Here is a 23,980-nt window from a genome sequence, read left to right on the forward strand (position 1 = left end):
TTCCTTTAAAAACGATAATTCAGATCAAACGTCACGCCGATGTTCCGCTCGCGTTTGCCGTCGTAAGGATGCTTCTCAAACTGCAGCATCACGCCGGCGTCCAGCACTCCGTTCCAGCTGACGCGCTGGCCGTAACCCAGCTGGGTGATCGGCTTGCGCGCATAGTCCCGCTGCCAATAGCTGCCGGCGCCGGCCTGGAACTGCTGGCTCCACTCGGTCTGATAATGGCGATACAGGGTGTGATCGAGCGTTAACGACGGCAGCAGCGTGAAGTCGCGCTTCGGGTTGTAATACGGCACGTTCTCCTGGCTGTTGCGGCTGCCGGACAGCGTCAGGTTCATGTCCAGCCGATAACGGGCGCCGGCGAGCAGCCGTTGCCGCCCTTCCAGGCCGTATTCCAGCCGGTTGTTGCCGTCCGAGAAGTGCGAAGGCGCCACGCTGGCGCGCAGCTCGCGGCTTTCGCTCTGCTGCCAACGCAGCCACAGGTTGCCGCCGTTGGCGCTGATGCCGTTGGTCAACGCGCGCAGCGGCGTCTCGGCCGACAGGCGCGCCACCGAACCGCCTAGGCGCCATTGATCATTCAGGTCATACCAGGATGAGAGGCGCAGGCCGAGCTCATTACCGTGGCCGTAGTTGCGGTTGGCCACCTCGGCTTCCAGCCACAGATCGCGCGAGCGCCACTCGGCACCGGCGCTGAGATCGCGGTTGATGCCCTTGCCCTCGTCGAACTGGCCGGTGTTGAATCCCCAGCCGGTGAACAGCCGCCAGTTGTCGTCGATCGGCGGTGAATAGAGCGCGGCGTGTATGCCGAAATCGTGGCTGCCGCTGACCGGCCCGTCGGAATCGATGCCCTGATTGCCGCTGATGCGCAGTTCAGACATATGGTGAATGCGGCGCGAACGTTCAAACTGCTGAGCGGCGACGCTTTCCGGCGCGCGCTGGATGACGTCGTCGGCCAGCAAATCCAGTTGGCGCCACTCCTGCAACCCCTGCGCGACATAGCCCTGCTGGATCTCCAACGGCAGGCTGCGCGGCTCCAGCCCTTCCACCTGTTTCAACTCCTCCTCGGCGCGACGCGGCCAGCCGCGCGCCAAATAAACGCTGGCCAAGGAGATGCGCAGACCCTGATTGCCCGGCGCCGTTCGCGCCAGATGGGTCAGCTGCCGTTCGGCCTCGGCCAGATCGCGTTGATAAACCCGCGACTGCGCCAGCAGCGATTGGCCGACCAGCCAATCATCGTTGTAGGCCAGCGTCGGCAGCTGGTACAGGTGGGTCGCGTAGGGATAGCGCTGGCTGACGCGCTGCGCCAGCAGCGCCGCCTGATCGATGCGTTCGTTCTCCGCCTGTGCGTAAAACAGATCGGTCTCATCTTCGGCGGTCACCGCCTGCGGCGCGGCGGCGTTCAGCCGGCCGAAAATGGCCTGCGCCTTGTCCGGCTGCTGCAGATAGAGGTAGGCGGACGCCGCCCAGCGCTGCGCATAATCCGGCACCGTGCGCCCTTCCGCCTGCAAGGTTTGATACTCGCTCACCACGTCGGCCATTCGATAGCGCGCCAGCAGCGCGCCCAGGCGATCGACACGCGCCTGTTGGTAGCTGTCCTGCGCCTCCGGCAGCGGCCGCCACTGCGTCAGCAATTGGTCATAGCGCGCCAGCGCGCGATCGGCGATGACGAAACGTTCTTGTTCGCCGCGAGCATCGATAAACGACAGCCGCACCAGTTCGGCGGCTTCATCCGCCTGCAGGCGCCGCTGCTGCGCGGGCGGCAATGCCAGCCCCTGGCTTTCACGCAGCGCCGGATCCGCGACCCGATTCGCCGCCAGCAGCGTCACGTAATAAGCCTGAATACCGGTGTCGGACGGCGCCAGCGCACGGGCATGAGTGACGTTTTCCAGCGCCGCCCAACTGCGGCCGGCGGCCTGGTCCACATAGGCGCGCGTCAGATACCACGTCGCCGGCTCCAGCAGCTTCTCCGCTTTGGCCGCCTCCGTTTGCGCCTGCGCATCCTGCCCGGCATCCGCCAGCGTCATCACATAGCCACGTTGCAGGCCGCCGTCGGCGGGAGCGAGCTGCAACACCGCACGCCACAGGCGCAGCGATGGTTGCCACTGCTTCAGGTTGCGATAGGCGCGGGCCGCCGTCGCCAGACTGGCGCTATCCCGCTGCAGCGCGGCGCCGTCGGCACGCCAAAGCGCGACCACCTCTTCATCGTGGCCGGCCCACCCGGCCACCTGGATATAATCGGCTCGCTGCTGCAGGCTCAACCCCTCCTGAGCGCGCCGCTGCGATAAATACGCCAGCACCGGCGCAGTATCGCCCGATCTGGCCTGACGGATCAGCGCGTCATAGCGTTCATCCGCCAGCGCGGTGGCCGGCAGGGATAAACCGATAAACAGCAATGACGCCGCATATTTGGTGGCGTGGCGTTCGGTAAAGCGTAATGAACGCGAGTTAACTTTAGGCACGAGGTATTCCTTTAATCCGTGAGCTGCTGTCCTGGCAAAGTAGAAATGCGAGCAGGCACCCGAAAAGTCGGCTAGAGCCGCCGGGTAATAAGCATGGAGTAATGAATATTTCTGTCTGGCGCACGCTTAAATAGAATCGAATGCGCCTTTGCCTAAAAAGAGTATTTTATAAATCTGCCAATGAATACCGCAGCCAGGTGATATCTGCCTGAAACTGGAATTTCACAATTATCAATAAGTGAAATAACAAAAATTAAAACAATATAAATCAATAAGATAAAACACATTAATGATCAATATTCTTAATTTCACTCTTTCGTGTGAAATTGTATAAAACCGGTGTGATATTTGATTTTAATTCTCATTATCACCGGTCGACAGGAATATTAATCCAAACATCCAATTAAATAACCTGCCTTGTTGGAGAAAATAACAAGATTATTGTTAACACGAACATTAAATTTGCCTGCTAATAATTATTCAATTCAATTTAAATTCCCCCACGGATACATTCATGCTGGCTATCTCCCGAGCATGCCGTCACAATAGCGCCTCATTCTGGTTTCAATCAGGGATTGCCATGTACAGCCACTACCCCGCCCATTACACCTTCGATAGCGACAGCGACGCCTGGCAGATCGGTTTCCACGACTTCCCCGAGTGGCAATCTGCCTGCTATAAACGCGAAGACATCGAGCTGGAAGCGCAGGAAAGCCTGCTGGCCGCCATCGCCGCCGCGATGGATGAAGGGCTGCCCCTGCCCGCCCCTTCTCCTTCGCAAACCGATGACTTGAGGGTACATCTGCCGGCGCTGGTGGCGCTGAAGATCGAACTGCACAACGCGATGCTGCGCAAAAACACCGGTAAAGCGGCGCTGGCGCGCAAGCTGGGTTTCAACGGCGGGCAAATGGAGCGGTTGCTGGATATCGGCTACGCTTCAAAAGTGGAAGCGCTGGAGCAGGCGTTGTATCTGCTGGGCTACGAAGTGCGCGTGACGATAAGCGAAGTTTGCCAATAAGTTAGCGGCAGGTAAGCGAAATATTATCCAGGGAGGCTAAATTTCCCCCGTTTTGCGCCGATATGATGGCTACCTAATCACTTGTCGCAACAACGAAGGCTAAAAATGGAGTGGAGTCGCCGTCATATTTGGGCCGTTATTCTGCTGTCTTGTCTCGTTTTTTGGGTCATTTTGGCGACCGGCATCAACGCCGTCGCCTGAGCGCCTGCCACCGTATTGCAATACCCGATTTTAAAGCCCGCCACACGGCGGGCTACTTCCTGTCGCTTGCTTATAAAAAGCGTTATAAAACAGCGCGACCTGTTCAAAAAACAGCCTAAAATTGTGATCAAAAACACAGTATTGAAATCAGACCAGTATTGAGAGTACATTAGCGCCGATCCTGTCGCGGTTCGGATTTTACCTCACGGAGCATGAGGCGCGACAACCGGACAACCCGCGCTCGAGGACGTTGTTCTTTCGCTTGGAAGAATCCGCCCGACAAGCAGGTTGCCCATAAAATACTCAGCACAACAATCGGGATCATTGCTGGCGAGGACTCCAGACAGGAGTTGTTCAGTGAAATATTTTTTGATGGGCGTGTCATTCATGCTGGTTGCCTGGGTTGGCACCTTCATGTTGATGGTTGCCTGACAGCAGCCACACCAGGAACACAGACAAAGGGACGCGCAAGCGTCCCTTTGTCGTTTCGGCTAGCGCTCATTTTCCCGGCATCATGCGGCGCAGGGTGTCGTCCTTGCGCAGGTAGTGGTGATACAGCGCCGCCAGCGCATGCGCGCCAATGATAAAGTAGCCAACGTTTGCCAGCGTCTCATGCACCGTTTTGACCAGCCTGCGCATCACCGGATCCGGCGTCACCCACCGCGGCATCGGCCAACCCAGCAAAGACCACGATTTCCCGCCGTAGGCCAGGGTTAACATGCCCAGCAGCGGCAACATCAGGAAGACCATGTACAGCAGCCAATGGAAAATCTTCGCGCCTACCTCCTGCCACTCCTCCAGCGGAGGCGTGGTTGGCGGCGCAGCGTGGAAAGAGCGCACCGCCAACCGAATCAGCATCAGGGCAAAGACCGATACCCCAAAGTTGAAATGCAGATTTTTGACCATCGGCGCCCACGCCTCCGGCACCGAATCTTTCAGCAACATCGCCGCATAGGTGAGGATCACCATCAGCAACGTCAGCCAATGTAAAACGATTTGCGATCGCGCGTAGCGGTTGCTCATACACTCTGTCCAAAAAATAAAATTCAGCGTAGTTGAGCATAATGGGGAAATAATGAAGAAAACCTTGGGACGGAAAAAATAAGGCCGGGCGAACGCCCGGCCTGACAGGGTTATTTGGCGCTGCCGGCTTTGCCCGGCTTCAGCAGCCCGTCCGCGCGGAACATCGCCTTGATGCCGCGCACCGCCTGGCGGATACGATCCTGATTCTCGATCAGCGCGAAGCGCACGTGAGTATCGCCGTAGTCGCCGAAGCCGATGCCCGGCGAGACGCAGACCTTGGCTTCCGCCAGCAGGCGCTTGGCGAACTCCAGCGAACCGAGGTGGGCATAAGGCTCGGGAATTTTCGCCCACACGTACATCGACGCCTTCGGGTTTTCCACCATCCAGCCGGCCTCGTGCAGCCCCTTCACCAGCACGTTACGGCGCTGCCGATACTGCTCGGCGATATCGCGCACGCACTGCTGATCGCCTTCCAGCGCGGCGATGGCCGCCACCTGCAGCGGCGTGAAGGTGCCGTAGTCGTGATAACTTTTGATGCGCGCCAGCGCGCTGACCAGCTCAGGATTGCCGACCATGAAACCGATGCGCCAGCCGGCCATGTTGTAGCTTTTCGACAAGGTGAAGAACTCCACCGCAATGTCTTTCGCCCCCGGCACCTGCATGATCGACGGCGCTTTCCAGCCGTCATAAACGATATCGGCATAGGCCAGATCGTGGATCACCAGCACGTTGTACTGTTTGGCCAGCGCCACCACCCGCTCGAAGAAATCCAGCTCCACGCACTGCGCGGTCGGGTTGGACGGGAAGCCGAGGATCATCATTTTCGGGCGCGGAATGGTTTCCCGAATGGCGCGCTCCAGTTCACTGAAGAAATCCACGCCGTCCACCAGCGGCACCGAACGCACCTGGGCGCCGGCGATCACCGCGCCGTAAATGTGGATCGGGTAACTGGGGTTCGGCACCAGCACGGTATCGCCGTGATCGAGGGTCGCCAGCATCAGATGCGCCAGCCCCTCTTTCGAACCGATGGTGACGATGGCTTCGCTTTCCGGATCGATATCCACCTGATAACGATCGGCATACCAGCGCGAAATGGCGCGGCGCAGGCGCGGAATGCCGCGCGAGGTGGAGTAACCGTGGGTGTCGTCGCGCTGGGCGACGGCGCACAGTTTTTCCACGATGTGCGGCGGCGTCGGGCCGTCGGGGTTCCCCATGCTGAAATCGATAATATCCTCACCGCGACGGCGTGCGGCCATTTTCAGTTCGGCGGTGATGTTGAATACGTAAGGGGGAAGACGTTCAATGCGCGTAAAACGGCGCTGTGGACTGTTATCAGCCATAGGGGATTCCTCGATAGACGTTAGCGCCCGGACCGTCCGAGCGACGCTGGCCAGCGAACTGACCGAATATCGAACATAGCGCAGCGCCGACGAGCTTGTCGATACCCGGCGCGATATTTTTATTTGCCGCCCTGAAACTCCGCCGCCAGCAGCCCGAACAGCCAGTCGTCGCACCACTGCTCCGCCAGACGGTAGTTGTCGCGCAGTGTGCCCTCCAGCTGAAAACCGCACGACTCCAGCAGGCCGCGCGAGGCGAGGTTGCCCGCGGTCACGGTGGCGGTCAGCTTGTGAAAACCGCAGGCGTTCACCGCAAAATCCAGCACTGCCCGCAGCGACTCCTTGCCATAGCCCTTGCCCTGGCCGGCAGGCAAACTGCCGTATCCCACTTCCGCCTGCCGATACGGCGCCCAATGCGGGCGAAAGCCGGTAATGCCCACCGCCTCTCCGCTGTGCTTCTCACGCATCACCAGGCACAGCCACTGTTCGCCGTGTTTGTCCCAGGCCGGCAGGCGCTCTTCGAACCGTGCGCGGATCTCCGCTTCGCTGCGCGGATCGGAGATGTAACGGATCACCTCGGGATCTTGGTACAGGCGCAGAAACAGCGGCCAATCCTCGGCGGTTATCGACTGTAAGTACAAACGTTCAGTGACCAGCTTCATAAAATCTCCGAAAAACGAAAAAGAGGAACTTACGAATGAAAGATATCTCTTTATTTTCCCCGATTGGTTGCCGATAATCATTCACGTTAAAACCACAAAACCATAACGTCTTGCCCGATTCCCTACAACCGTCCGCCGCAGTGACTCACGCGGCACCAGGAGAACACCATGGCCTCTTTAGTCATCGATGATATTCCGCAGACGATCGTTAACGTCAAGCGCCAGCTGCGCCAGGCCCTGCCGAACTACCGCGAAGTTTTTCTGGCGCTGGAGGAGAACATCCGCGGCCAGGTCGACCAGATCCGCCGCGAGCTGGCCGCCGGCCATAATCCGGTGCCGCAGATCGACGCGGAAGATATCCTGCAGCAGCGCGTCAGCGATCAACAGATAGCGCTGATCAAACAGCGCGGCGCCTGCGCCATTCGCGGCGTGTTTCCCCGCGCCAAGGCCGAAGGCTGGAACCGGGAAATCGGCGACTATCTCGAGCGCAACAACTTCGTCGAGCGGTTGAAAAACGCTGCCGAAGACAACTATTTCGGCAAGCTGGCCGCCAGCAAGCCACAGATTTATGGCATCTATTGGTCAAAGCCGCAGGTCGAAGCGCGGCAGGATGCGCGCATGCATGCGGTGCAGGTGTTCCTCAACAGCCTGTGGGCCACCGAAAGCAACGGCAAGCAGCATTTCGATCCGACCCGCATCGCCACCTACGCCGATCGCACTCGCCGCCGCCCGCCGAACTCCTCGTCGCTGGGCCTGTCGCCGCACGTCGACAGCGGCACCATCGAGCGCTGGCTGGACGAGAATTTCCGCTATGTGTATCGCCACGTGTTCTCCGGCGACTGGCAGCAGTACGATCCCTTTGCCGCCGACGGCCGCACCGAAGTGCGCGAAATAGCCTCCCCGGCAGTCTGCTCGATGTTCCGCACCTTCCAGGGCTGGACGGCGCTGACGCCGCAACGCACCAACGCCGGCACGCTGAACCTGGTGCCGATCGCCAACGCCATGGCCTATGTGTTGCTGCGCGCGCTGCAGGACGACGTCGCCGACGACGATCTGTGCGATGCGGCGCCGGGCCGCGCGCTGTCGATCTCGGAAAAATGGCATCCCCTTTTATTAAGTGGGATTTCCCCTATTCCCGATCTGGAGCCGGGCGACACGGTATTTTGGCATTGCGACGTGATCCACGCGGTGGAGAACGAGCATAACGGCGAGTTCGACAGCAACGTGATGTACATCGCCGCCGCGCCGGGCTGCGCGAAAAACGACGCCTACCTGCAGCGCCAACTGCCGAGCTTTATCGACGGCAGAACGCCGCCGGACTTCGCTCCCGACGACTTCGAAGTGGATTTTGACGGCCGCGCCACCGCCGATCTGCTGACGCCGCTGGGCAAAGCGCAGCTCGGCATGCGCTGACCGCCGGCCTGAGCCACGGGCCTTTCTCGCTGTGGTATACTGCCGTCATCCGTAGGCCGCAGCGAGAACCCGTCGTGCACCCTTTTTTTGAAATGCTGTTGGCGGTGTTTGATCGCGCCGCGCTGATGTTGATCTGTCTGTTTTTTCTGACCCGCACCCGGCTGTTCCGCCAACTGCTGCAAAAAGAAGACCATACGCCGCTCGAGCTCGGCATCGTCACGGCGATCTTCTCGCTGTTCGCGCTGTTCAGCACCTACTCCGGCATCAACGTTGAGGGCTCGCTGGTCAACGTGCGCGTCATCGCCATCATGGCCGGCGGCATCCTGTTCGGCCCCTGGGTGGGGATCGTCACCGGCATCATCGCCGGGGTGCACCGCTATCTGATCGACATCGGCGGCATCACCTCGGTGCCCTGCCTCATCACCAGCATCATCGCCGGCATCAGCGCCGGCTACATCAACCTCAAGGTGAGAAAAGAGCAGCGCTGGCGCGCCGGCATCGTCGGCGGCATGCTGTGCGAATCCCTCACCATGCTGCTGATCGTACTGTGGGCCAAGCCGACCGAGCTTGGGCTGGATATCGTGTCGCAGATCGCGCTGCCGATGATCCTCGGCACGGTGTGCATCGGCCTGATCGTGCTGCTGGTGCAGAGCGTCGAAGATGAAAAAGAGGTGATCGCCGCACGCCAGGCCAAGCTGGCGCTGGATATCGCCCACAAGACGCTGCCCTATTTCCGCAACATCAACAGCGAATCGCTGGCCACCATCTGCGATATCATCCGCCAGGACATCCGCGCCGACGCGGTGGCGATCACCGATACCCATCAGGTGCTGGCTTACGTTGGCGTGGGGCGCGAAGCCTACCCAATCGGCCGCGAAGGGCTGAGCCGCGTTACCCGCGAAAGCATTCGCCACGGCAAAATCATCATCAAAAACAACCTGGAAAACCCGGCCGCGCCGCAGATCCATTCGCAGCTGGTGGTGCCGCTGTGGGAAAAGGGCGAAGTGACCGGCGCGCTGAAAATTTACTACTGCCACGCTCACCAGATCACCAACACGCTGAAGGTAATGGCGGTCGGGCTGTCGCAGATCATCTCCACGCAGATGGAGGTTTCGCGCATCGAGCATCTGCGCCAGATGGCGGATAAAGCCGAAATGCGCGCGCTGCAGAGCAAGATTAACCCGCACTTCCTGTTCAACGCGCTGAACGCCATCTCTTCCTCTATCCGCCTGAATCCGGACACCGCGCGCCAGCTGATCATCAACCTGTCGCGCTACCTGCGCTACAACCTGGAGCTGAACGACGAACTGATCGATATCCGCAAGGAACTGCATCAGATCCAGGATTACATCGCCATCGAACAGGCGCGTTTCGGCGCCAAGCTGACGGTGATTTACGACATCGACGACGACGTCTCGGTGCGCATTCCGAGCCTGCTGATCCAGCCGCTGGTGGAGAACGCCATCGTGCACGGCATCCAGCCCTGCAAGGGCAAAGGGGTAGTGGTGATCGCGGTGAAAGATCAGGGCGACCGGGTGAAGATTTCGGTGAAGGATACCGGCCACGGCATCAATCAGGAAACCATCGATCGGGTGGCGCGCAACGAGATGCCTGGCCACAATATAGGCCTGCTCAACGTACACCACCGCGTGTCGCTGCTGTACGGTGAAGGGCTGCATATCCGCCGCCTGGAGCCGGGCACCGAAATCGCGTTCTACATCAGCAAAAACGGCGGCAAGCTGCACCAGGAGCCGAGCGCGCCGTCGGTCGGGGAGGCCTCATGAAAGCCATTATCGTGGAAGACGAATTCCTCGCGCAGGAAGAACTCAGCTACCTGATCAAGAAACACAGCAATATCGATATCGTCGCCACCTTCGAGGATGGCCTCGACGTCCTCAAATACCTGCAGACCCACCAGGTCGACGCCATTTTCCTCGACATCAACATCCCGTCGCTGGACGGCGTGTTGCTGGCGCAAAACATCAGCAAATTCGCCCATCGCCCGTCTATCGTGTTCATCACCGCCTATAAAGAGCACGCGGTGGAAGCGTTCGAGATCGAAGCGTTCGACTATATCCTCAAGCCCTATCACGAGGCGCGCATCGTCACCATGCTGCAAAAGCTAGAGGCGCTGCATCATCGCCCCGCCGGCGCGACGGAGCCGGCCAGCGCGCCGAGCCGCGGCAGCCACAGCATCAACCTGATCAAAGACGAGCGGATCATCGTTACCGACATCAACGACATCTATTACGCCGCCGCCGATGAAAAGGTGACGCGGGTCTATACTCGCCGGGAAGAATTCGTGATGCCGATGAACCTCACCGAGTTTTACGGCCGGCTGCCGGAAGAGCATTTCTTCCGCTGCCACCGCTCTTACTGCGTTAACCTGGCCAAGATCCGCGAGATCGTGCCCTGGTTCAACAATACCTACATTCTGCGGCTGAGCGATCTTGAGTTTGAAGTGCCGGTCAGCCGCAGCAAGGTGAAAGAATTTCGCAAGCTGATGCGCCTGTAAGCGCTTACCAGCGCGGGCCCGGACGGTAGTAATAGCCGGGCGGCGGTGGTGGCGGCATGCGGTAATGCGGCCGATCTCGCCAGTCGCGCCGCGGCGGCCCGTAGTAAATCACCCGTGGCGGCGGGCCATAATAGTACCCGCGCGAACGTTCATACCGGTGATGATCGGCCCACCAGCGCGGATCGCGCCAGCGATAGCCGTCCCAGTAGTGGCCGCGATGATCGCGATCGCCGATATGCAACGACAGGCCCGGCACGTTCACGCCGATGGAGACGTCGGCCTGGCTCGCCAGCGGCAGCGCCAGCAGCGCAGCCAGTAACAACAGCGTTTTTTTCATTTCATGGACTCCTGCAGAGCGGACCTCGTCCGATCGCAGATAACATAGTCCCGCGCTCGCCGCCGCTCTATAGGCGCAATGCCGATTTACGCCTTGCAGACGCATCCTTCACAATTTCACCACAATCGTTCACCGGCGATTAACAATAAATCGTTGATATCTTTGATGTAGATCACGTGTTACTCCCGGCATTTCACGCGCTTTTCGGCGTAAAAACGGCAACTCACGCCGTATAAAATGCATTTCATTCCTTCTGCCGTGCAATTCATTCCCGATCCGCCGTCCGCCGGGGGGGCCGGCCATATAATAAGCCCAGACCGCGGGAACACAGATTCACCCCGCAAATTTCAGCCAGCGGCTCACGCCCGGCAACGCACACACAGGAAGGAGACCGGCCATGAACACCAAACCGGCAAATCGCAGCTTAATCGTTCTCGGCACCATCATCTGTCAGATGGGTCTGGGCACCATCTACACCTGGAGCCTGTTCAACCAGCCGCTGGTCGACAAGTTCCACTGGGGACTGGCGGACGTCGCCACCACCTTCTCCATCACCAGCTTCTTCCTGGCTTTCGCCACGCTGTTCGCCGGCAAGCTGCAAGAACGCTTCGGCATCCGCAACCTGACGCTGTGTTCCGGCATCCTGGTCGGCCTGGGCCTGATCGCCAGCGCCCATGTCAGCTCGCTCGACATGATCTACCTGCTGGCCGGCGTGGTGGTGGGCTTTGCGGTCGGTATCGCCTACATCTCCACCCTGTCCAACCTGATTAAATGGTTCCCGGCCAACAAAGGCCTGATTTCCGGCATCTCCGTCGGCGCCTTCGGCAGCGGCAGCCTGCTGTTCAAATACGTCAACGCCGCCCTGATCGCCGACGTCGGCGTTTCAGGCGCCTTCTTCTACTGGGGTGCCATCGTGATGGGCCTGATCGTCGTCGGCTCCCTGTTGCTGAAAGAGCCGGTGCTGGCAACCAGCGCCGCACAGCCAGGCGCCAACGGTCTGGGCAACGACTTCAGCGTGCGCCAGATGCTGGCCACCAAAGAAGCTTACCTGCTGTTCACCATCTTCTTCGCCGCCTGCATGAGCGGCCTGTACCTGATTGGCATCGTGAAAGACATGGGCGTTCAGCTGGCCGGGATGGATTTGGCCACCGCCGCCAACACCGTGTCCGCCGTCGCCATCTTCAACACCGCCGGCCGCATCATTCTGGGTACGCTGTCTGATAAAGTAGGCCGTATGCGCGTCATCAGCTTCACCATGCTGGTTACCGTGCTGGCGATTGTCGCGCTGAGTTTCATGACCCTGAACCACACGCTGTTCTTCATCTGCGTTGGCGCGGTGGCCTTCTGCTTCGGCGGCAATATAACCGTGTTCCCGGCGATTGTCGGCGACTTCTTCGGCCTGAAGAACCACAGCAAGAACTACGGCATCATCTATCAGGGCTTCGGCCTGGGCGCGCTGGCCGGTTCGTTCGTCGCCAAATACTTCGGCGGCTTCCACGCCACCTTCATGGTGATTGGCGTCCTGTCTGCCGCTTCTTTGCTGATTACACTGTTCATCAAAGCGCCGAAAGCGGTGGAAATGGAAAGCGAAGAAACCGCACAGGCGGCGGAGCTGGCCAAAGCCTGATCCCCTGCGAAAACGACAAGGGGCGCAACCTGCGGGTTGCGCCCCTTTTTTATTGCCCCGCCGCGCGGCTTACAGCCGCATGCCCAGCGTCTGGCGCAGATGCGCGCCGGCCCCCAACAGGCCCGGCTGGCCATGGGTTATCATGAACACCGGAATGTCTCGCACATAGTCACGGAAACGCCCTTTGTCTTCGAAGGCGGCGCGGAAGCCCGAGGCCTTGAAGAATTCCATAAAGCGCGGCACGATGCCGCCGGCGATGTACACACCGCCGAAGGTGCCCAGATTCAGCGCCAGGTTGCCACCGAAGCGCCCCATGATCACGCAAAACAGCGACAGCGCGCGGCGGCAGTCGATACAGCTGTCGGCCAGCGCCCGCTCAGTGATGTCCTTCGGCTCCAGTTTCTCCGGCAGGCGGTTGTCCGCCTTAACGATGGCGCGATACAGATTGACCAGGCCCGGCCCGGACAGCACGCGCTCGGCGGAAACGTGCCCCACTTCACCGCGCAGCACCTCCAGAATAATGTCTTCTTCTTCGCTGTTCGGCGCGAAATCAACATGGCCGCCCTCGCCCGGCAGGCTGACCCAGCGGCGATCGACCTGCACCAGGTGGGCGACGCCCAGCCCGGTGCCGGCGCCGTACACCGCGATCGGTTTGCCCGGCTGCGCATCGCCGCCGCCAAACTGCAGCACGTCGTCCGGCGAGAGCATCGGGATCGCCATCGAGACGGCGGTGAAATCGTTGATCACTTCCAGGTGACTCAGCCCCAGGCTGGCCTTCATTTCTTTGATCGAGAACGCCCAGCTGTGATTGGTCATCGCGACCCAGTCTTCCGTCACCGGGCAAGCGATCGCGATGCAGGCGTCCTGCACCTCGATCTCGCACTCTTTCAGGTATTGGCGGATCACCGCCTCCAGGCTGTCGAACTCCAGGCCGGAATAGGTTTTCGCCTGGGTAATCTCACCCGTCGCAACAGTGCACAACGCCAGGCGGGCATTGGTGCCGCCAACATCACCCACGAGGGCATAGGTCATTGATTTCGTCTCCGCAAAATGAAAAATAAAACGCTGCCCACACTGTAAAATCCTGCTGCGAAAACAACAATCACCCGCCTCGGATCTGCACCTCAATAGCGATCCGGATCACAAAAAACGTTTCAGCTTGTCCGCTATGCCGCGATTTGAAACAAATTGCGGCAAAAAACGCCCCCCGGCGACTGTTAACCGTCATCGCCGCCGGGCAATATCAATGCGTGCCTGCGCGCCGATAGTCTGGCAAGCTGTGGCCACTGCCCAACCACCCGCACTCCCTGCCCCGCAGGGAGGCATCGACAAGGGATTATTCATGCTGCATCCGCGCGCCAATGCCATGTTGGCCTTTGCTTTGCCTGCGCTGATTATCGGTTCCGTTTCCAGTCTGGTGCTGCTGTTGGTGATGAAAATTGCCGCCGCATTGCAGCAATTACTGTGGGTGACGCTGCCCGATGCGCTGAGCCTGGACGCCCAGTCGCCCTGGTGGCCGGTTGCGATGCTGACGCTGACCGGCGTGGCGGTCGGCCTGATCGTGCGTTATATGCCGGGTCACGCCGGGCCGGATCCGGCGACGGAATCGCTGATCGGCATGCCGCTGCCACTCTCCGCCTTGCCGGGGTTGGGGTTGGCGCTGATTGTCGGCCTGGCCGGCGGCGTCAGTCTGGGGCCGGAGAACCCGATCACCGCCATCAACATCGCACTGGTGGCGGCGGCCGGCGCGCGCCTGCTGCCGAAGGTGCCGCGCATGGACTGGATCATCCTGGCGGCGGCAGGCACCATCGGCGCAATGTTCGGCACACCGGTCGCCGCCGCGCTGATCTTCTCGCAAACCCTGGCCGGCAATAACGAAACGCCGCTGTGGGATCGGCTGTTCGCCCCGCTGGTGGCTGCCGCCGCCGGCGCGGTCACCACGCAGATGTTCTTCGTGCCCAATTTCGCCCTGCAGCTCGATGCCTACGACGTGACGCGGCTGCCGGACATTTTCAGCGGCGCCATCGTGGCGCTGATCGCCATCGCGCTCGGCATGGTGGCGCTGTGGTGTTTCCCGCACGTTCACCGCCTGTTCCATTCAATGAAGAATCCGGTGTTGATGTTAGGGCTGGGCGGCTTTGTGCTGGGGCTGCTGGCGCTGTTGGGCGGAGAGATTACCCTGTTCAAGGGGCTGGATGAGATGAAACGCCTGGCGGTGGACGACAGCTATTCGGTGCCGGCGCTGTTGACCATTACCCTGACCAAGCTGGCGGCGCTGGTGATCGCCGCCGCCTGCGGTTTTCGCGGCGGGCGCATCTTCCCGGCGGTGTTCGTCGGTGCGGCGCTGGGCCTGATGCTGCACCAGCATGTTCCGGCGGTGCCGGCGGCGATCACCGTCTCCTGCGCCATCATGGGGCTGGTGCTGGTAGTGACGCGCGACGGCTGGCTGAGCCTGTTTATGGCGGTGGCGGTGGTGCCGGATCTGCACCTGCTGCCGGTGTTGTGCATCGTGATGCTGCCCGCCTGGCTGGCGCTGGCGGGCAAGCCGCTGATGCTGGTAAACCGCCGGCAACCGCCGCGCGACGATTAGGCCAGCGCGAACGCCGCGGCGGCGCGGGCGTGGATTGCAGTGGTGTCGAACACCGGCACCGACGCATCCCGCTCGCTCACCAGCAAGCCTATTTCGGTGCAGCCGAAAATAATCCCCTGCGCCCCCTGTTGTTCCAGATCGCTGATAATCCGGCGATACTCGTCGCGCGAGGCGTCGCGAATTTTACCGAGGCACAGCTCGTCATAGATGATGCGGTGTACGATGTCGCGATCGGCGCTGACCGGCGTCACCACGTCGATGCCGTGCAATTCCTGCAGGCGGCCGCGGTAAAAGTTTTGCTCCATGGTAAAGCGCGTGCCCAGCAGCCCAACGCGGCAAATGTTTTTTCCCCGCACCTGCAGCGCCGTGGCATCGGCGATGTGAATCAGCGGCAGACCGCTGGCCTGCTCGACCGCCTCCGCCACCTTGTGCATGGTGTTGGTGCAGATCACGATAGCTTCGGCGCCGGCGGCGCGCAAAGCCACCGCGGCGGCGGCCAACAGCCGGCCGGCGCCGTCCCAATCGCCCTGGTGCTGCAAGCGCTCAATCTCCTGGAAATCGACGCTGTAGAGCACGATTTTGGCCGAATGCAGCCCGCCAAGGCGCGCCTTTACCTGCTCGTTGATGGTGCGGTAATACGGAATGGTGGATTCCCAGCTCATGCCGCCCAGCAGACCCAACACTTTCATCCTTCGTTCCTCAGCATTTCCGACGATCCTCTGACTTTACCTGAGAATCGTCGGTCTGACGACGCCTTATTTGGCGCCGGAATTGATCGGCTGGCGCGCCTCGAACCAGCGCTGACGCAGCATGTCGTACAGCCAGTTATAGGCCATGGTGTACGGCAGGAAGAACAGGAAGAAACCGATTTCCAGCATAAACGCCTGCGTCCAGGAGATGCTCAGCATCCAGGCGGCGATCGGCACGCCGATCAGGATAAAACCGGCTTCAAAGCCGACGGCGTGCAGCGCACGCACCTTCAGGTTACGCACCACCCGGCTGACCGGCCACAGGCGGTCGAACACCGTGTTGTAAACCATGTTCCACAGCATCGCGACGGTGGAGAGCATTACCGCCAACGCACCGACCTGCACCATTGAACGGTTCAGCAGCCACGCGCCCAGCGGGGCGCAAACCATCACGGCGATGGCCTCGAAACCGACGGCGTGGACGATACGTTCAATGAGAGACTTGTTTTGCAGTTGCATACATCACCTTTTTTCAACAGTTGTTGCGAAAGCCAGGTGATTATCATCGCTTTTTTGGGTAGATTAAAAATAGATTCCATCGATAAAGCAGATAGATCATGCACTATTCCCCGGAAGCGTTGCACGCGTTTGTCGAAGCCGCCGCCCTCGGCTCGTTTTCCGCCGCCGCGCGCAAACTGCGCAAAAGCCAATCCACCATCAGCACCGCCATCGCCAATCTGGAAGCCGACCTGGCGCTGACCCTGTTCGATCGCGGCGCGCGCCAGCCGGTGCTCACCGCTGCCGGCCGCAAAGTGCTGGGACATGTGCAGGCGATCCTGGCCGCCAGCGAACGCCTCGACGCCCTGAGCATTCAGTTGGCGGGCGAGGTTGAACCGCGCCTGAGCATGGTGTTTTCCGATACCTACCAGCCCAAGCATCACGATCGGTTGATGCAACTGTTCGAACAGCGCTACCCGGAGATTGAGCTGGAATGGATGATCGCTGAGGAAGGCGACGTAATCGATCTGCTGCAAAGCGGCCGCGCGCATTTGGGCATGGTGGAAGTGCAAAAAAGTTATCCGCCGGATATCGCCTTCTCCCGGCTGCCTGAGCAGACCGAAATGGGGCTGTTCGTCGCCCATCAGCATCCGCTGGCGCAGGTCGCTGCGCCGACGCCGGAGCAATTGTCCAGCACCCGCCAGTTGATCCTGAACACCTACACCGGCGCCGAGGCGGCCAGACAAGGCGGGCTGGTCTGGTCGGCACCCAGCTATCTGCTGTTGCTCGAGATGGCGGAACAGGGATTCGGTTGGGCGGTGTTGCCGCACTGGCTGGTGCAGCAATACGGCCACGGCAGGCTCACCCAGCTGCGGCCGCGCGGCTGGCCCAAACTGATTTCGGTGGATGCGGTCTGGTCCAAACTGACCCCGCCGGGCCCGGCGGGGTTCTGGATGCTGGAGCGCCTGCTGGGCGACACCCTGCCTTAAGCGGCGGCGTTGCGCGCCTGAATGGCGCGAGAGACGGTATCGAGGAGTTCCGGAATGTCCATCTTCGGCAGCATCACTTCGATGAAAGCCAGCCGGTCGCCCTGCGCCGCCTCACTCAGCGCCTGGCGCAGCGCCTCCGGCTGACTGACCCGCAACGCCTTCACCGGCCGCCCACCGGCCAATGCCGTTGGCAGCTGCGTCCAGTTCCAGCGCGCGATGTCGTTATAACGTTGCTCCGGCCCGTGGATCGCGCGCTCAACGGTATACCCCTGATTGTTCAACACAAAGATCACCGGTTTAAGCCCATCTCGCAGCATCGATCCCAGCTCCTGCACGGTCAATTGCGCGGCGCCGTCGCCGATCAACAGCACCACCCGGCGCTGCGGTTCGGCGGTCTGCACGCCGAACGCCGCCGGTAAGGTATAGCCGATCGATCCCCAGAGCGCCTGCACGATCATCCAGCTGCCGCGCGGCAACGTCAGCGCCGCCGCGCCGAAACAGGCGGTACCCTGATCGGCCAGCACGATATCCCCCGGCCGCAGGAAATCCTGTACTTGCCGCCAGAAGGCGTGCTGATCCAGCCCTTCCCCATCGCCTTCCGGCAGCGCCGGGCGGACGATCGGCGGCAACGGCCAACGCGACGCCAGCGACAGGCTCAGGCGGTGCAATGCCTGCACCGCCTCGCGCATCGGAATGCGGCTAAAGCGCTGCCGCCCGACCCAGGCTTCGAACGGTTGAATATCGATGCATTTTTCCACCGGCAGGTGATGCGTGAACCCCGCGGTAATGGTGTCGGTCAAGCGTACGCCGACGTTGATCACCACATCCGCGTTTTCGATCAATTGTTTCACCGCCGGATCGCTGGCGCCGCCGCAGTAGGTACCGACAAAACCGGCGCGATTCTCGTCCAGCAGGCCCTTGCCGAGCAACAGCGTCGCATGCGGCATATCGACCTCCTGCAGCCACTCGTCCAGCGCCGCTTCGGCGCCGAAGCGATCGGCCAGGAAGTCCGCCAGCAGCGACACCCGCCGTGCCGACAGCAGCTTTTCGCGCGCCGCGGCGATAAACGCCTGCAATGCGCTCTGCGACAGTTTGGCCTGGCGCAGCATCAGCGGCGCCGGTTTACTCGGCAGCGGCGCCTGCGCGACGTCGCTGGGCAACATCAGGTAAACCGGGCGATGCTCCAGCAAGGCGGCGCCGATCAGGCGGTCTATCTCCAGCGCAGCGTTGTCGGCGGTCAGGTCGGCCTGCGCGACGGTCACCTCTTTGGCTATCCGGGCGAAATGAGTGAAGTCGCCATCCCCCAGCGAATGATGCAGCAAATCACCGGCGCGCTGGGCGCGCTGCGCCGGCGTGCCAACCACGTGGATCACCGGCAGGTATTCGGCGTAGCTGCCGGCCACCCCGTTCAACGCGCTCAGCTCCCCCACGCCGAAGGTGGTGAGCAGCGCGGCCGCCGGTTTGCAGCGCGCATAGCCGTCAGCCGCATAGGCGGCGTTCAACTCGTTGGCGCAGCCTACCCAGGTGATTTGCGGATGCGCGAGGACGTGATCGAGAAATTGCAGGTTGTAATCCCCCGGCACGCCGAAGAAATGACGGATGCCGATTTGGGCCAGACGATCGAGCAGATAATCGGCCACCGTATAGGTCTGAGTCATGATCATCACCTGTCTGCAGCTGAAGCGATTATCTTAATTATCGAAGATGCCGTTCAAATTTCGAACAATCATCCCGGCATCGAACGGCAACCTGGCGTTACATGCCGGCGTCGTGATCGCTCCCGCGGCAACGCGGTGTGGAAACGTATACACTCAAAGCACTTCACCTTTCGCCGACAAGGATAACTATGTCTTACCCAGCCTCCCCCTCGCGTTATCAAGCTATGGAATACCGGCGCTGTGGCCGCAGCGGGCTGAAGCTGCCCGCCGTCTCACTCGGCCTGTGGCACAACTTCGGCGACGCCACTTTGTACGACAACGCCCGTACCCTGATCCGCTGCGCCTTCGATCGCGGCATTACCCATTTCGATCTGGCCAATAACTACGGCCCGCCGCCCGGCGCCGCCGAGGAGAACTTTGGCCGCATTCTCAACGCCGATCTGCGGGCCTGGCGCGATGAGCTGATCGTCTCCTCTAAAGCCGGTTACACCATGTGGCCCGGCCCCTACGGTGATTGGGGCTCGAAAAAGTACCTGGTCGCCAGCCTCGATCAGAGCCTGAGGCGCATGGGGTTGGAGTATGTGGATATCTTTTATCATCATCGGCCGGATCCGGACACGCCGCTGGAAGAAACCATGGCGGCGCTGGATCTGCTGGTGCGCCAGGGCAAAGCGCTGTATGTCGGCCTGTCCAACTACCCGGCCGAGCGCGCGCGACAGGCCTTCGACATTCTGCAGCAGCTCGGCACGCCGTGCGTGATCCACCAACCGAAGTATTCGATGTTGGAACGCGGGCCGGAGACGGCGTTGCTGGATACGCTGGAGGAACATGGCGTCGGCTCTATCGCCTTCTCGCCGCTGGCGGGCGGCCTGCTGACCGATCGCTACCTGCACGGCATCCCGCAAGATTCTCGCGCCGCCAGCGGCAGCCGCTTCCTGCAGCCGGAGCAGCTGACCGCCGAGCGACTGGACAAGGTGCGCCGCCTTGATGCGCTGGCGCGGCAACGCGGGCAGAAGCTGTCTCAGATGGCGCTGGCCTGGGTGCTGCGCGGCGATCGCGTGACCTCAGTGCTGATCGGCGCCAGCAAGAATGCGCAGATAGAAGACGCGGTGGGCATGCTGGCCAATCGTCACTTCAGTGAAGAAGAGCTCGCGCAGATCGAGAACATCTTATTGTAATCGTTTACAAATTCCGCCGTTCAATCGAGCGGCGATACTCCAGAAAAATCTCAAATCTTAACTTCCTGCATCATTTTCAGAGTGGCTCTCAGATTCAACCCTATATGCCGGCGCTATGATGCCGATATTGCAGCAAAAATAACGATAAGGCCGCTTTTAAACTGATGAACGCGCTTCATAAAGTGACAAACGGCCAGGCCGCGCAAGCGGGAAGGAGAAGCCATGTTTAAACCTCTGCTCTTGGCCGCCATTTTGGCGGCGACGGTACTGCCCGCCGCACAGCAGGCGCATGCCGAAGGGATCAGCATCGATCTGATGCCGGGCGTTTCATTGCGCATCGGCGATCAGGATAACCGCGGCCGTTACTGGGACGGTTACGATTGGCGGGATCGCGACTGGTGGCAAGGCCATCAGGGCCGTTATCTCGGCGACCGCAGCCGTCGCGGTTACTACTGGGACGGCTATCGCTGGCGCGATGGCGACTACTGGCGTAAACACTATTACTATCATGAAGGACGCTATCGTAAATACGACAAACACTACGATAAGCACCACTGGAAGAAAGAGAAAAAGCACCATCACGATCATGACCGCGATCGCTGGCGCCGCCACGGCGATGACGACCGCGATTAAAGACGACGGGCCGGCGCAACGCCGGCCCGCACTGTTTTCGCTTACAGCACGCTGCCGATCAGCAGGTAGCCGTTCAACCCAACCACCACCAGTACGATCAGCTTGCCCAGATTTTGCACCAGCGGGCCGTTGACCATTTCCCCCATCAGCGCCCGATTGCCGGTGAAAGCCAGCAGCGGCACCAGCGCCAGCGCAATGCCGAAGCTGAGCAGCACCTGGCTCAGCACCAGAATGCGCGTCGCATCCATCCCCAACATGATGACGATAAACGACGGCAGCATGGTCACCGCGCGCCGCAGCCACAGCGGAATATGGAAACGCACGAACCCCTGCATCACCACCTGCCCCGCCAGCGTGCCCACCACGGTAGAAGAGAGGCCGGCGGCCACCAGGCTCAGGCCGAACACGGTGGCGGCGGCGTGCCCGAGCAGCGGTTGCAGCGTCAGGTAAGCCACGTCAAGATCGGCGATGCCGCTGTGGCCGCTGAAATGAAACGCGGCGGCGGCGGTGGCCATCATCGCCAGATTAACGAAACCGGCGATGGTCATAGCCACGGCGACGTCGACTTTGGTGGCGGCATAGCGTTCCGCCTTGTCGTGCTCGCCGCCGATTTGGGTGAGCGACGAATGCAGATAGATCACGTGCGGCATGATGGTGGCGCCCAATACCCCGGCAGCCAGGAATACCGCATCGCCATTAGGCAAATCGGGCAGCGCCATCCCCTTCAGCAGCGGCGCCAACTGCGGCTGGGAGAACGCCAGCTCGACGATGTAAGCGGCGGCGACGAACAACAACAGCCCGCCGATCACCAGCTCCAGCGGCTTTTGCCCGCGTTTTTGCAGCATCAGAATTAAAAAGGTGGCGATGCCGGTCAGCACTGCGCCCTGCAACAGAGAGACACCGAGCAGCAGCTTGAAGCCGATCGCCGCGCCGATAAACTCAGCCAGATCGGTCGCCATGGCGATGATCTCCGCCTGTACCCAATAGGCCCACACCGCCGGCCGCGGAAAGCGATCGCGAATATGCTCGGCCAGATTTTTCCCGGTGGCGATGCCCAGCTTGGCGGACAACAGCTGGATCAGCATCGCCATCACGTTGGCCCAAACCACCACCCACAGCAGGCTGTAGCCGAATGAGGCGCCGGCCTGGATGTTGGTGGCGAAGTTGCCGGGATCGATATAGCCGATAGCGGCGATGAAGGCGGGCCCCATGAGCGAGAGTTTAATTTTTCTGGCGGAGCGACCGGAGGTGGTTTCAACCACGCGACTGTTCAGCATATGTTGAACCCTTACTGAAATTACGTTTATCTCCACTCTATATAAATGATAATAATTATCAAGCGCATTTAGAGCGGTAAAACTTATCTCTGTAATAGCCAACATTAACGGTTTTATCGAAGGGTTCAGCGCGGAGCTTGCCGATTTCCGTGCTTTTCTGATGGGATTTTGGCTGCAATACCCCTGAAAGACAGGTTAGCACAAGAATACGAATTTCCTATTGCTGCTTTAACATCTTGATTTTTTATGCTTTTGCGCAACACTTTAGGAGAACTCCCACTATGATTTTCCATATTTGCAATAGAAGTCTCGTTTTTAAACGTAGCGTTACATAAAATGACAGCCGAAATTCAGCCTGCCTCAAATTTGGAGCAAACATGTCCCATATTGCGCACTTTGCGTTGGCGATAGTGGTGGTAGCGATCCTGGCCCTGTTGGTGTGCCGCGATCGTAAAAGCATCCGCATTCGCTATGTTATTCAACTACTGGTTATCGAAGTACTGCTGGCCTACTTTTTCCTGCATTCGGAAGCGGGTTTGGGCTTCGTAAAAGGATTCGCCGCGCTGTTTGACAAACTGCTCGGGTTTGCGGGACAAGGGACTGATTTCGTGTTCGGCGGCATGGGCGACAAAGGCCTGGCGTTCTTCTTCCTGAAGGTGCTGTGCCCGATCGTCTTCATTTCGGCGCTGATCGGTATTCTGCAGTACATCAAGGTGCTGCCGTTCATCATCCGCATTATCGGCACCGTGCTGTCGAAAGTGAACGGCATGGGCAAGCTGGAGTCGTTTAACGCCGTCAGCTCGCTGATCCTGGGGCAATCCGAAAACTTCATCGCCTACAAGGATATCCTGGGCAAGATGTCGGAAAAGCGCATGTACACCATGGCGGCGACCGCGATGTCTACGGTTTCCATGTCCATCGTCGGCGCCTACATGACCATGCTGGACGCCAAATTCGTGGTGGCGGCGCTGGTATTGAACATGTTCAGCACCTTTATCGTGCTGTCGCTGGTGAACCCGTACGACACCAATAAAGAAGAAGAGCTGCACCTCGGCAACCTGCACGAAGGCCAGAGCTTCTTTGAAATGCTGGGTGAATACATCCTGGCGGGCTTCAAAGTAGCGATTATCGTCGCCGCGATGCTGATTGGCTTCATCGCCCTGATCGCCGCGCTCAACGGTGTGTTCAGCGCCATTTTCGGCCTGAGCTTCCAGGAAATCCTCGGTTACTTCTTCTATCCGTTCGCCTGGATCATGGGCATTCCTAAGCACGAAGCCCTGCAGGTTGGCAGCATCATGGCCACCAAGCTGGTTTCCAACGAATTCGTGGCCATGATGGAACTGCAGAAAGTCTCTGCCGAGCTGTCGCCGCGCAGCCTGGGGATCCTGTCGGTGTTCCTGGTGTCCTTCGCCAACTTCTCTTCCATCGGCATCGTGGCCGGTGCGATCAAGGGCCTGAACGAACACCAGGGCAACGTGGTGTCACGCTTTGGCCTGAAGCTGGTGTACGGCTCTACGCTGGTCAGCATCCTGTCCGCTTCTATCGCGGGTCTGGTGCTGGGCTAAGCCTGAAATTCACAGCAATGATAAGGCGCCTGCGGGCGCCTTTTTTATTGGCCGGCATTCGGCGAAGGTTAAATGACACAAAGCAAAAAGCCGACCCTAAGGTCGGCTTTTTAAATGGTGGTGGAGCTAGACGGGATCGAACCGTCGACCTCTTGCATGCCATGCAAGCGCTCTCCCAGCTGAGCTATAGCCCCACAAAAGTGGTACGCTTTGACCGGCGTTACGGTATCCCCAACCTTTCTGAGAAGAAGATTGGTGGAGCTAGACGGGATCGAACCGTCGACCTCTTGCATGCCATGCAAGCGCTC

21 protein-coding genes and 1 tRNA gene are annotated in these 23,980 nt (G+C 60.1%); 11 read left to right on the forward strand and 11 right to left on the reverse strand.

The genetic code is table 11. The features are described 5' to 3' along the window. Nucleotides 1–5: 5 nt before the first annotated feature. Complete coding sequence (pgaA, locus tag MMS95_RS03145) at nt 6–2,462, reverse strand: poly-beta-1,6 N-acetyl-D-glucosamine export porin PgaA (protein WP_242141380.1); 2,457 nt, start codon at nt 2,460–2,462, stop codon at nt 6–8. Between the two features lie 580 nt (nt 2,463–3,042). Here pgaA and MMS95_RS03150 point away from each other — a divergent pair. Next, the gene (locus MMS95_RS03150; RefSeq protein ID WP_004936322.1) at nt 3,043–3,480 is read left to right on the forward strand and encodes a hypothetical protein; all 438 of its coding nucleotides are present in this window, start codon (nt 3,043–3,045) and stop codon (nt 3,478–3,480) included. Nucleotides 3,481–4,038: 558 nt separating this feature from the next. Next, the gene (ypdK, locus tag MMS95_RS03155) at nt 4,039–4,113 is read left to right on the forward strand and encodes a membrane protein YpdK (RefSeq protein WP_099782600.1); all 75 of its coding nucleotides are present in this window, start codon (nt 4,039–4,041) and stop codon (nt 4,111–4,113) included. Nucleotides 4,114–4,179: 66 nt separating this feature from the next. On the opposite strand, the gene MMS95_RS03160 is transcribed toward ypdK, so the two are convergent. From MMS95_RS03160 to MMS95_RS03170, 3 genes are all read right to left on the reverse strand, one after another. Then, nucleotides 4,180–4,704, reverse strand: coding sequence for a cytochrome b (locus MMS95_RS03160; RefSeq protein WP_156865813.1), 525 nt, complete (start codon nt 4,702–4,704; stop codon nt 4,180–4,182). A gap of 110 nt (nt 4,705–4,814) precedes the next feature. Continuing rightward, on the reverse strand, nt 4,815–6,044 hold the full coding sequence (alaC, locus tag MMS95_RS03165) for an alanine transaminase (RefSeq protein WP_004936329.1): 1,230 nt from the start codon (nt 6,042–6,044) through the stop codon (nt 4,815–4,817). A 119-nt stretch (nt 6,045–6,163) separates the two neighbouring features. After that, nucleotides 6,164–6,703, reverse strand: a complete 540-nt coding sequence (locus MMS95_RS03170; RefSeq protein ID WP_048324610.1) for a GNAT family protein — start codon at nt 6,701–6,703, stop codon at nt 6,164–6,166. A 168-nt stretch (nt 6,704–6,871) separates the two neighbouring features. Here MMS95_RS03170 and MMS95_RS03175 point away from each other — a divergent pair, with 168 nt between their 5' ends. From MMS95_RS03175 to MMS95_RS03185, 3 genes are all read left to right on the forward strand, one after another. Continuing rightward, entirely contained in the window at nt 6,872–8,116 is a 1,245-nt protein-coding gene (locus tag MMS95_RS03175; protein ID WP_044030753.1) for a DUF1479 domain-containing protein, read from the forward strand. Nucleotides 8,117–8,208: 92 nt separating this feature from the next. Next, nucleotides 8,209–9,900: a sensor histidine kinase gene (locus MMS95_RS03180; protein WP_131165140.1), complete on the forward strand. Its 1,692-nt coding sequence runs from the start codon at nt 8,209–8,211 to the stop codon at nt 9,898–9,900. Further along, the gene (locus MMS95_RS03185; protein WP_015378649.1) at nt 9,897–10,631 is read left to right on the forward strand and encodes a LytTR family DNA-binding domain-containing protein; all 735 of its coding nucleotides are present in this window, start codon (nt 9,897–9,899) and stop codon (nt 10,629–10,631) included. The genes MMS95_RS03180 and MMS95_RS03185 overlap by 4 nt, the downstream gene beginning before the upstream one ends. A 4-nt stretch (nt 10,632–10,635) precedes the next feature. On the opposite strand, the gene MMS95_RS03190 is transcribed toward MMS95_RS03185, so the two are convergent. After that, nucleotides 10,636–10,968 (reverse strand): DUF2502 domain-containing protein, encoded by a 333-nt coding sequence (locus MMS95_RS03190; protein ID WP_033632450.1) that lies wholly within the window; start codon nt 10,966–10,968, stop codon nt 10,636–10,638. 397 nt (nt 10,969–11,365) lie between these two features. On the opposite strand from MMS95_RS03190, the gene MMS95_RS03195 reads away from it, so the two are divergent. Beyond that, nucleotides 11,366–12,595, forward strand: coding sequence for an OFA family MFS transporter (locus MMS95_RS03195; RefSeq protein ID WP_004936347.1), 1,230 nt, complete (start codon nt 11,366–11,368; stop codon nt 12,593–12,595). 69 nt (nt 12,596–12,664) lie between these two features. On the opposite strand, the gene glk is transcribed toward MMS95_RS03195, so the two are convergent. Beyond that, the gene (glk, locus tag MMS95_RS03200) at nt 12,665–13,627 is read right to left on the reverse strand and encodes a glucokinase (RefSeq protein WP_015378652.1); all 963 of its coding nucleotides are present in this window, start codon (nt 13,625–13,627) and stop codon (nt 12,665–12,667) included. 310 nt (nt 13,628–13,937) lie between these two features. Between glk and MMS95_RS03205 the strand changes: the two genes are divergently transcribed. Continuing rightward, nucleotides 13,938–15,185 carry an ion channel protein gene (locus tag MMS95_RS03205; protein WP_021505606.1) on the forward strand — a complete coding sequence of 416 codons (1,248 nt, stop codon included), beginning with the start codon at nt 13,938–13,940 and terminating at the stop codon, nt 15,183–15,185. On the opposite strand, the gene MMS95_RS03210 is transcribed toward MMS95_RS03205, so the two are convergent. Both MMS95_RS03210 and MMS95_RS03215 read right to left on the reverse strand, forming a co-directional pair. Continuing rightward, the gene (locus MMS95_RS03210; protein ID WP_242141381.1) at nt 15,182–15,874 is read right to left on the reverse strand and encodes an aspartate/glutamate racemase family protein; all 693 of its coding nucleotides are present in this window, start codon (nt 15,872–15,874) and stop codon (nt 15,182–15,184) included. The genes MMS95_RS03205 and MMS95_RS03210 overlap by 4 nt on opposite strands. A gap of 66 nt (nt 15,875–15,940) precedes the next feature. Further along, nucleotides 15,941–16,393, reverse strand: a complete 453-nt coding sequence (locus MMS95_RS03215) for a multidrug/biocide efflux PACE transporter (protein WP_004936357.1) — start codon at nt 16,391–16,393, stop codon at nt 15,941–15,943. A gap of 98 nt (nt 16,394–16,491) precedes the next feature. On the opposite strand from MMS95_RS03215, the gene MMS95_RS03220 reads away from it, so the two are divergent. Beyond that, nucleotides 16,492–17,361 carry a LysR family transcriptional regulator gene (locus tag MMS95_RS03220; protein WP_044030749.1) on the forward strand — a complete coding sequence of 290 codons (870 nt, stop codon included), beginning with the start codon at nt 16,492–16,494 and terminating at the stop codon, nt 17,359–17,361. Here MMS95_RS03220 and MMS95_RS03225 read toward each other — a convergent pair. After that, the gene (locus MMS95_RS03225) at nt 17,358–19,019 is read right to left on the reverse strand and encodes a thiamine pyrophosphate-binding protein (RefSeq protein ID WP_242141382.1); all 1,662 of its coding nucleotides are present in this window, start codon (nt 19,017–19,019) and stop codon (nt 17,358–17,360) included. The two genes, MMS95_RS03220 and MMS95_RS03225, sit on opposite strands and share 4 nt — an antisense overlap. A gap of 188 nt (nt 19,020–19,207) precedes the next feature. On the opposite strand from MMS95_RS03225, the gene mgrA reads away from it, so the two are divergent. Both mgrA and MMS95_RS03235 read left to right on the forward strand, forming a co-directional pair. Further along, a complete protein-coding gene (mgrA, locus tag MMS95_RS03230; protein WP_076740563.1) occupies nt 19,208–20,197 on the forward strand; it encodes an L-glyceraldehyde 3-phosphate reductase in 990 nt (329 codons plus the stop codon). 222 nt (nt 20,198–20,419) lie between these two features. Next, nucleotides 20,420–20,830 carry a DUF2502 domain-containing protein gene (locus MMS95_RS03235; RefSeq protein WP_004936369.1) on the forward strand — a complete coding sequence of 137 codons (411 nt, stop codon included), beginning with the start codon at nt 20,420–20,422 and terminating at the stop codon, nt 20,828–20,830. A gap of 41 nt (nt 20,831–20,871) precedes the next feature. On the opposite strand, the gene MMS95_RS03240 is transcribed toward MMS95_RS03235, so the two are convergent. Next, nucleotides 20,872–22,107: an Nramp family divalent metal transporter gene (locus MMS95_RS03240; protein ID WP_004936371.1), complete on the reverse strand. Its 1,236-nt coding sequence runs from the start codon at nt 22,105–22,107 to the stop codon at nt 20,872–20,874. Between the two features lie 377 nt (nt 22,108–22,484). Between MMS95_RS03240 and MMS95_RS03245 the strand changes: the two genes are divergently transcribed. Further along, nucleotides 22,485–23,672, forward strand: a complete 1,188-nt coding sequence (locus MMS95_RS03245) for a NupC/NupG family nucleoside CNT transporter (protein ID WP_004936373.1) — start codon at nt 22,485–22,487, stop codon at nt 23,670–23,672. A 118-nt stretch (nt 23,673–23,790) separates the two neighbouring features. Here MMS95_RS03245 and MMS95_RS03250 read toward each other — a convergent pair. Further along, nucleotides 23,791–23,866 (reverse strand) — tRNA-Ala (locus tag MMS95_RS03250). Between the last annotated feature and the right edge of the window lie 114 nt (nt 23,867–23,980).

It is taken from the genome of Serratia sp. PGPR-27, assembly GCF_022678525.1.
Lineage (GTDB): Bacteria > Pseudomonadota > Gammaproteobacteria > Enterobacterales > Enterobacteriaceae > Serratia > Serratia nematodiphila.

What these genes read in the sequence shown, in the direction of transcription:
- MMS95_RS03245 (WP_004936373.1), top strand. Translation starts at nt 22,485, where the DNA reads ATGTCCCATATTGCGCACTTTGCGTTGGCGATAGTGGTGGTAGCGATC.
- MMS95_RS03220 (WP_044030749.1), top strand. Translation starts at nt 16,492, where the DNA reads ATGCACTATTCCCCGGAAGCGTTGCACGCGTTTGTCGAAGCCGCCGCC.
- MMS95_RS03160 (WP_156865813.1), bottom strand. Translation starts at nt 4,704, where the DNA reads ATGAGCAACCGCTACGCGCGATCGCAAATCGTTTTACATTGGCTGACG.
- MMS95_RS03215 (WP_004936357.1), bottom strand. Translation starts at nt 16,393, where the DNA reads ATGCAACTGCAAAACAAGTCTCTCATTGAACGTATCGTCCACGCCGTC.
- MMS95_RS03210 (WP_242141381.1), bottom strand. Translation starts at nt 15,874, where the DNA reads ATGAAAGTGTTGGGTCTGCTGGGCGGCATGAGCTGGGAATCCACCATT.
- MMS95_RS03170 (WP_048324610.1), bottom strand. Translation starts at nt 6,703, where the DNA reads ATGAAGCTGGTCACTGAACGTTTGTACTTACAGTCGATAACCGCCGAG.
- MMS95_RS03195 (WP_004936347.1), top strand. Translation starts at nt 11,366, where the DNA reads ATGAACACCAAACCGGCAAATCGCAGCTTAATCGTTCTCGGCACCATC.
- MMS95_RS03240 (WP_004936371.1), bottom strand. Translation starts at nt 22,107, where the DNA reads ATGCTGAACAGTCGCGTGGTTGAAACCACCTCCGGTCGCTCCGCCAGA.
- MMS95_RS03205 (WP_021505606.1), top strand. Translation starts at nt 13,938, where the DNA reads ATGCTGCATCCGCGCGCCAATGCCATGTTGGCCTTTGCTTTGCCTGCG.
- glk (WP_015378652.1), bottom strand. Translation starts at nt 13,627, where the DNA reads ATGACCTATGCCCTCGTGGGTGATGTTGGCGGCACCAATGCCCGCCTG.
- MMS95_RS03180 (WP_131165140.1), top strand. Translation starts at nt 8,209, where the DNA reads ATGCTGTTGGCGGTGTTTGATCGCGCCGCGCTGATGTTGATCTGTCTG.
- MMS95_RS03150 (WP_004936322.1), top strand. Translation starts at nt 3,043, where the DNA reads ATGTACAGCCACTACCCCGCCCATTACACCTTCGATAGCGACAGCGAC.
- mgrA (WP_076740563.1), top strand. Translation starts at nt 19,208, where the DNA reads ATGTCTTACCCAGCCTCCCCCTCGCGTTATCAAGCTATGGAATACCGG.
- MMS95_RS03235 (WP_004936369.1), top strand. Translation starts at nt 20,420, where the DNA reads ATGTTTAAACCTCTGCTCTTGGCCGCCATTTTGGCGGCGACGGTACTG.
- alaC (WP_004936329.1), bottom strand. Translation starts at nt 6,044, where the DNA reads ATGGCTGATAACAGTCCACAGCGCCGTTTTACGCGCATTGAACGTCTT.
- MMS95_RS03225 (WP_242141382.1), bottom strand. Translation starts at nt 19,019, where the DNA reads ATGACTCAGACCTATACGGTGGCCGATTATCTGCTCGATCGTCTGGCC.
- MMS95_RS03190 (WP_033632450.1), bottom strand. Translation starts at nt 10,968, where the DNA reads ATGAAAAAAACGCTGTTGTTACTGGCTGCGCTGCTGGCGCTGCCGCTG.
- MMS95_RS03185 (WP_015378649.1), top strand. Translation starts at nt 9,897, where the DNA reads ATGAAAGCCATTATCGTGGAAGACGAATTCCTCGCGCAGGAAGAACTC.
- MMS95_RS03175 (WP_044030753.1), top strand. Translation starts at nt 6,872, where the DNA reads ATGGCCTCTTTAGTCATCGATGATATTCCGCAGACGATCGTTAACGTC.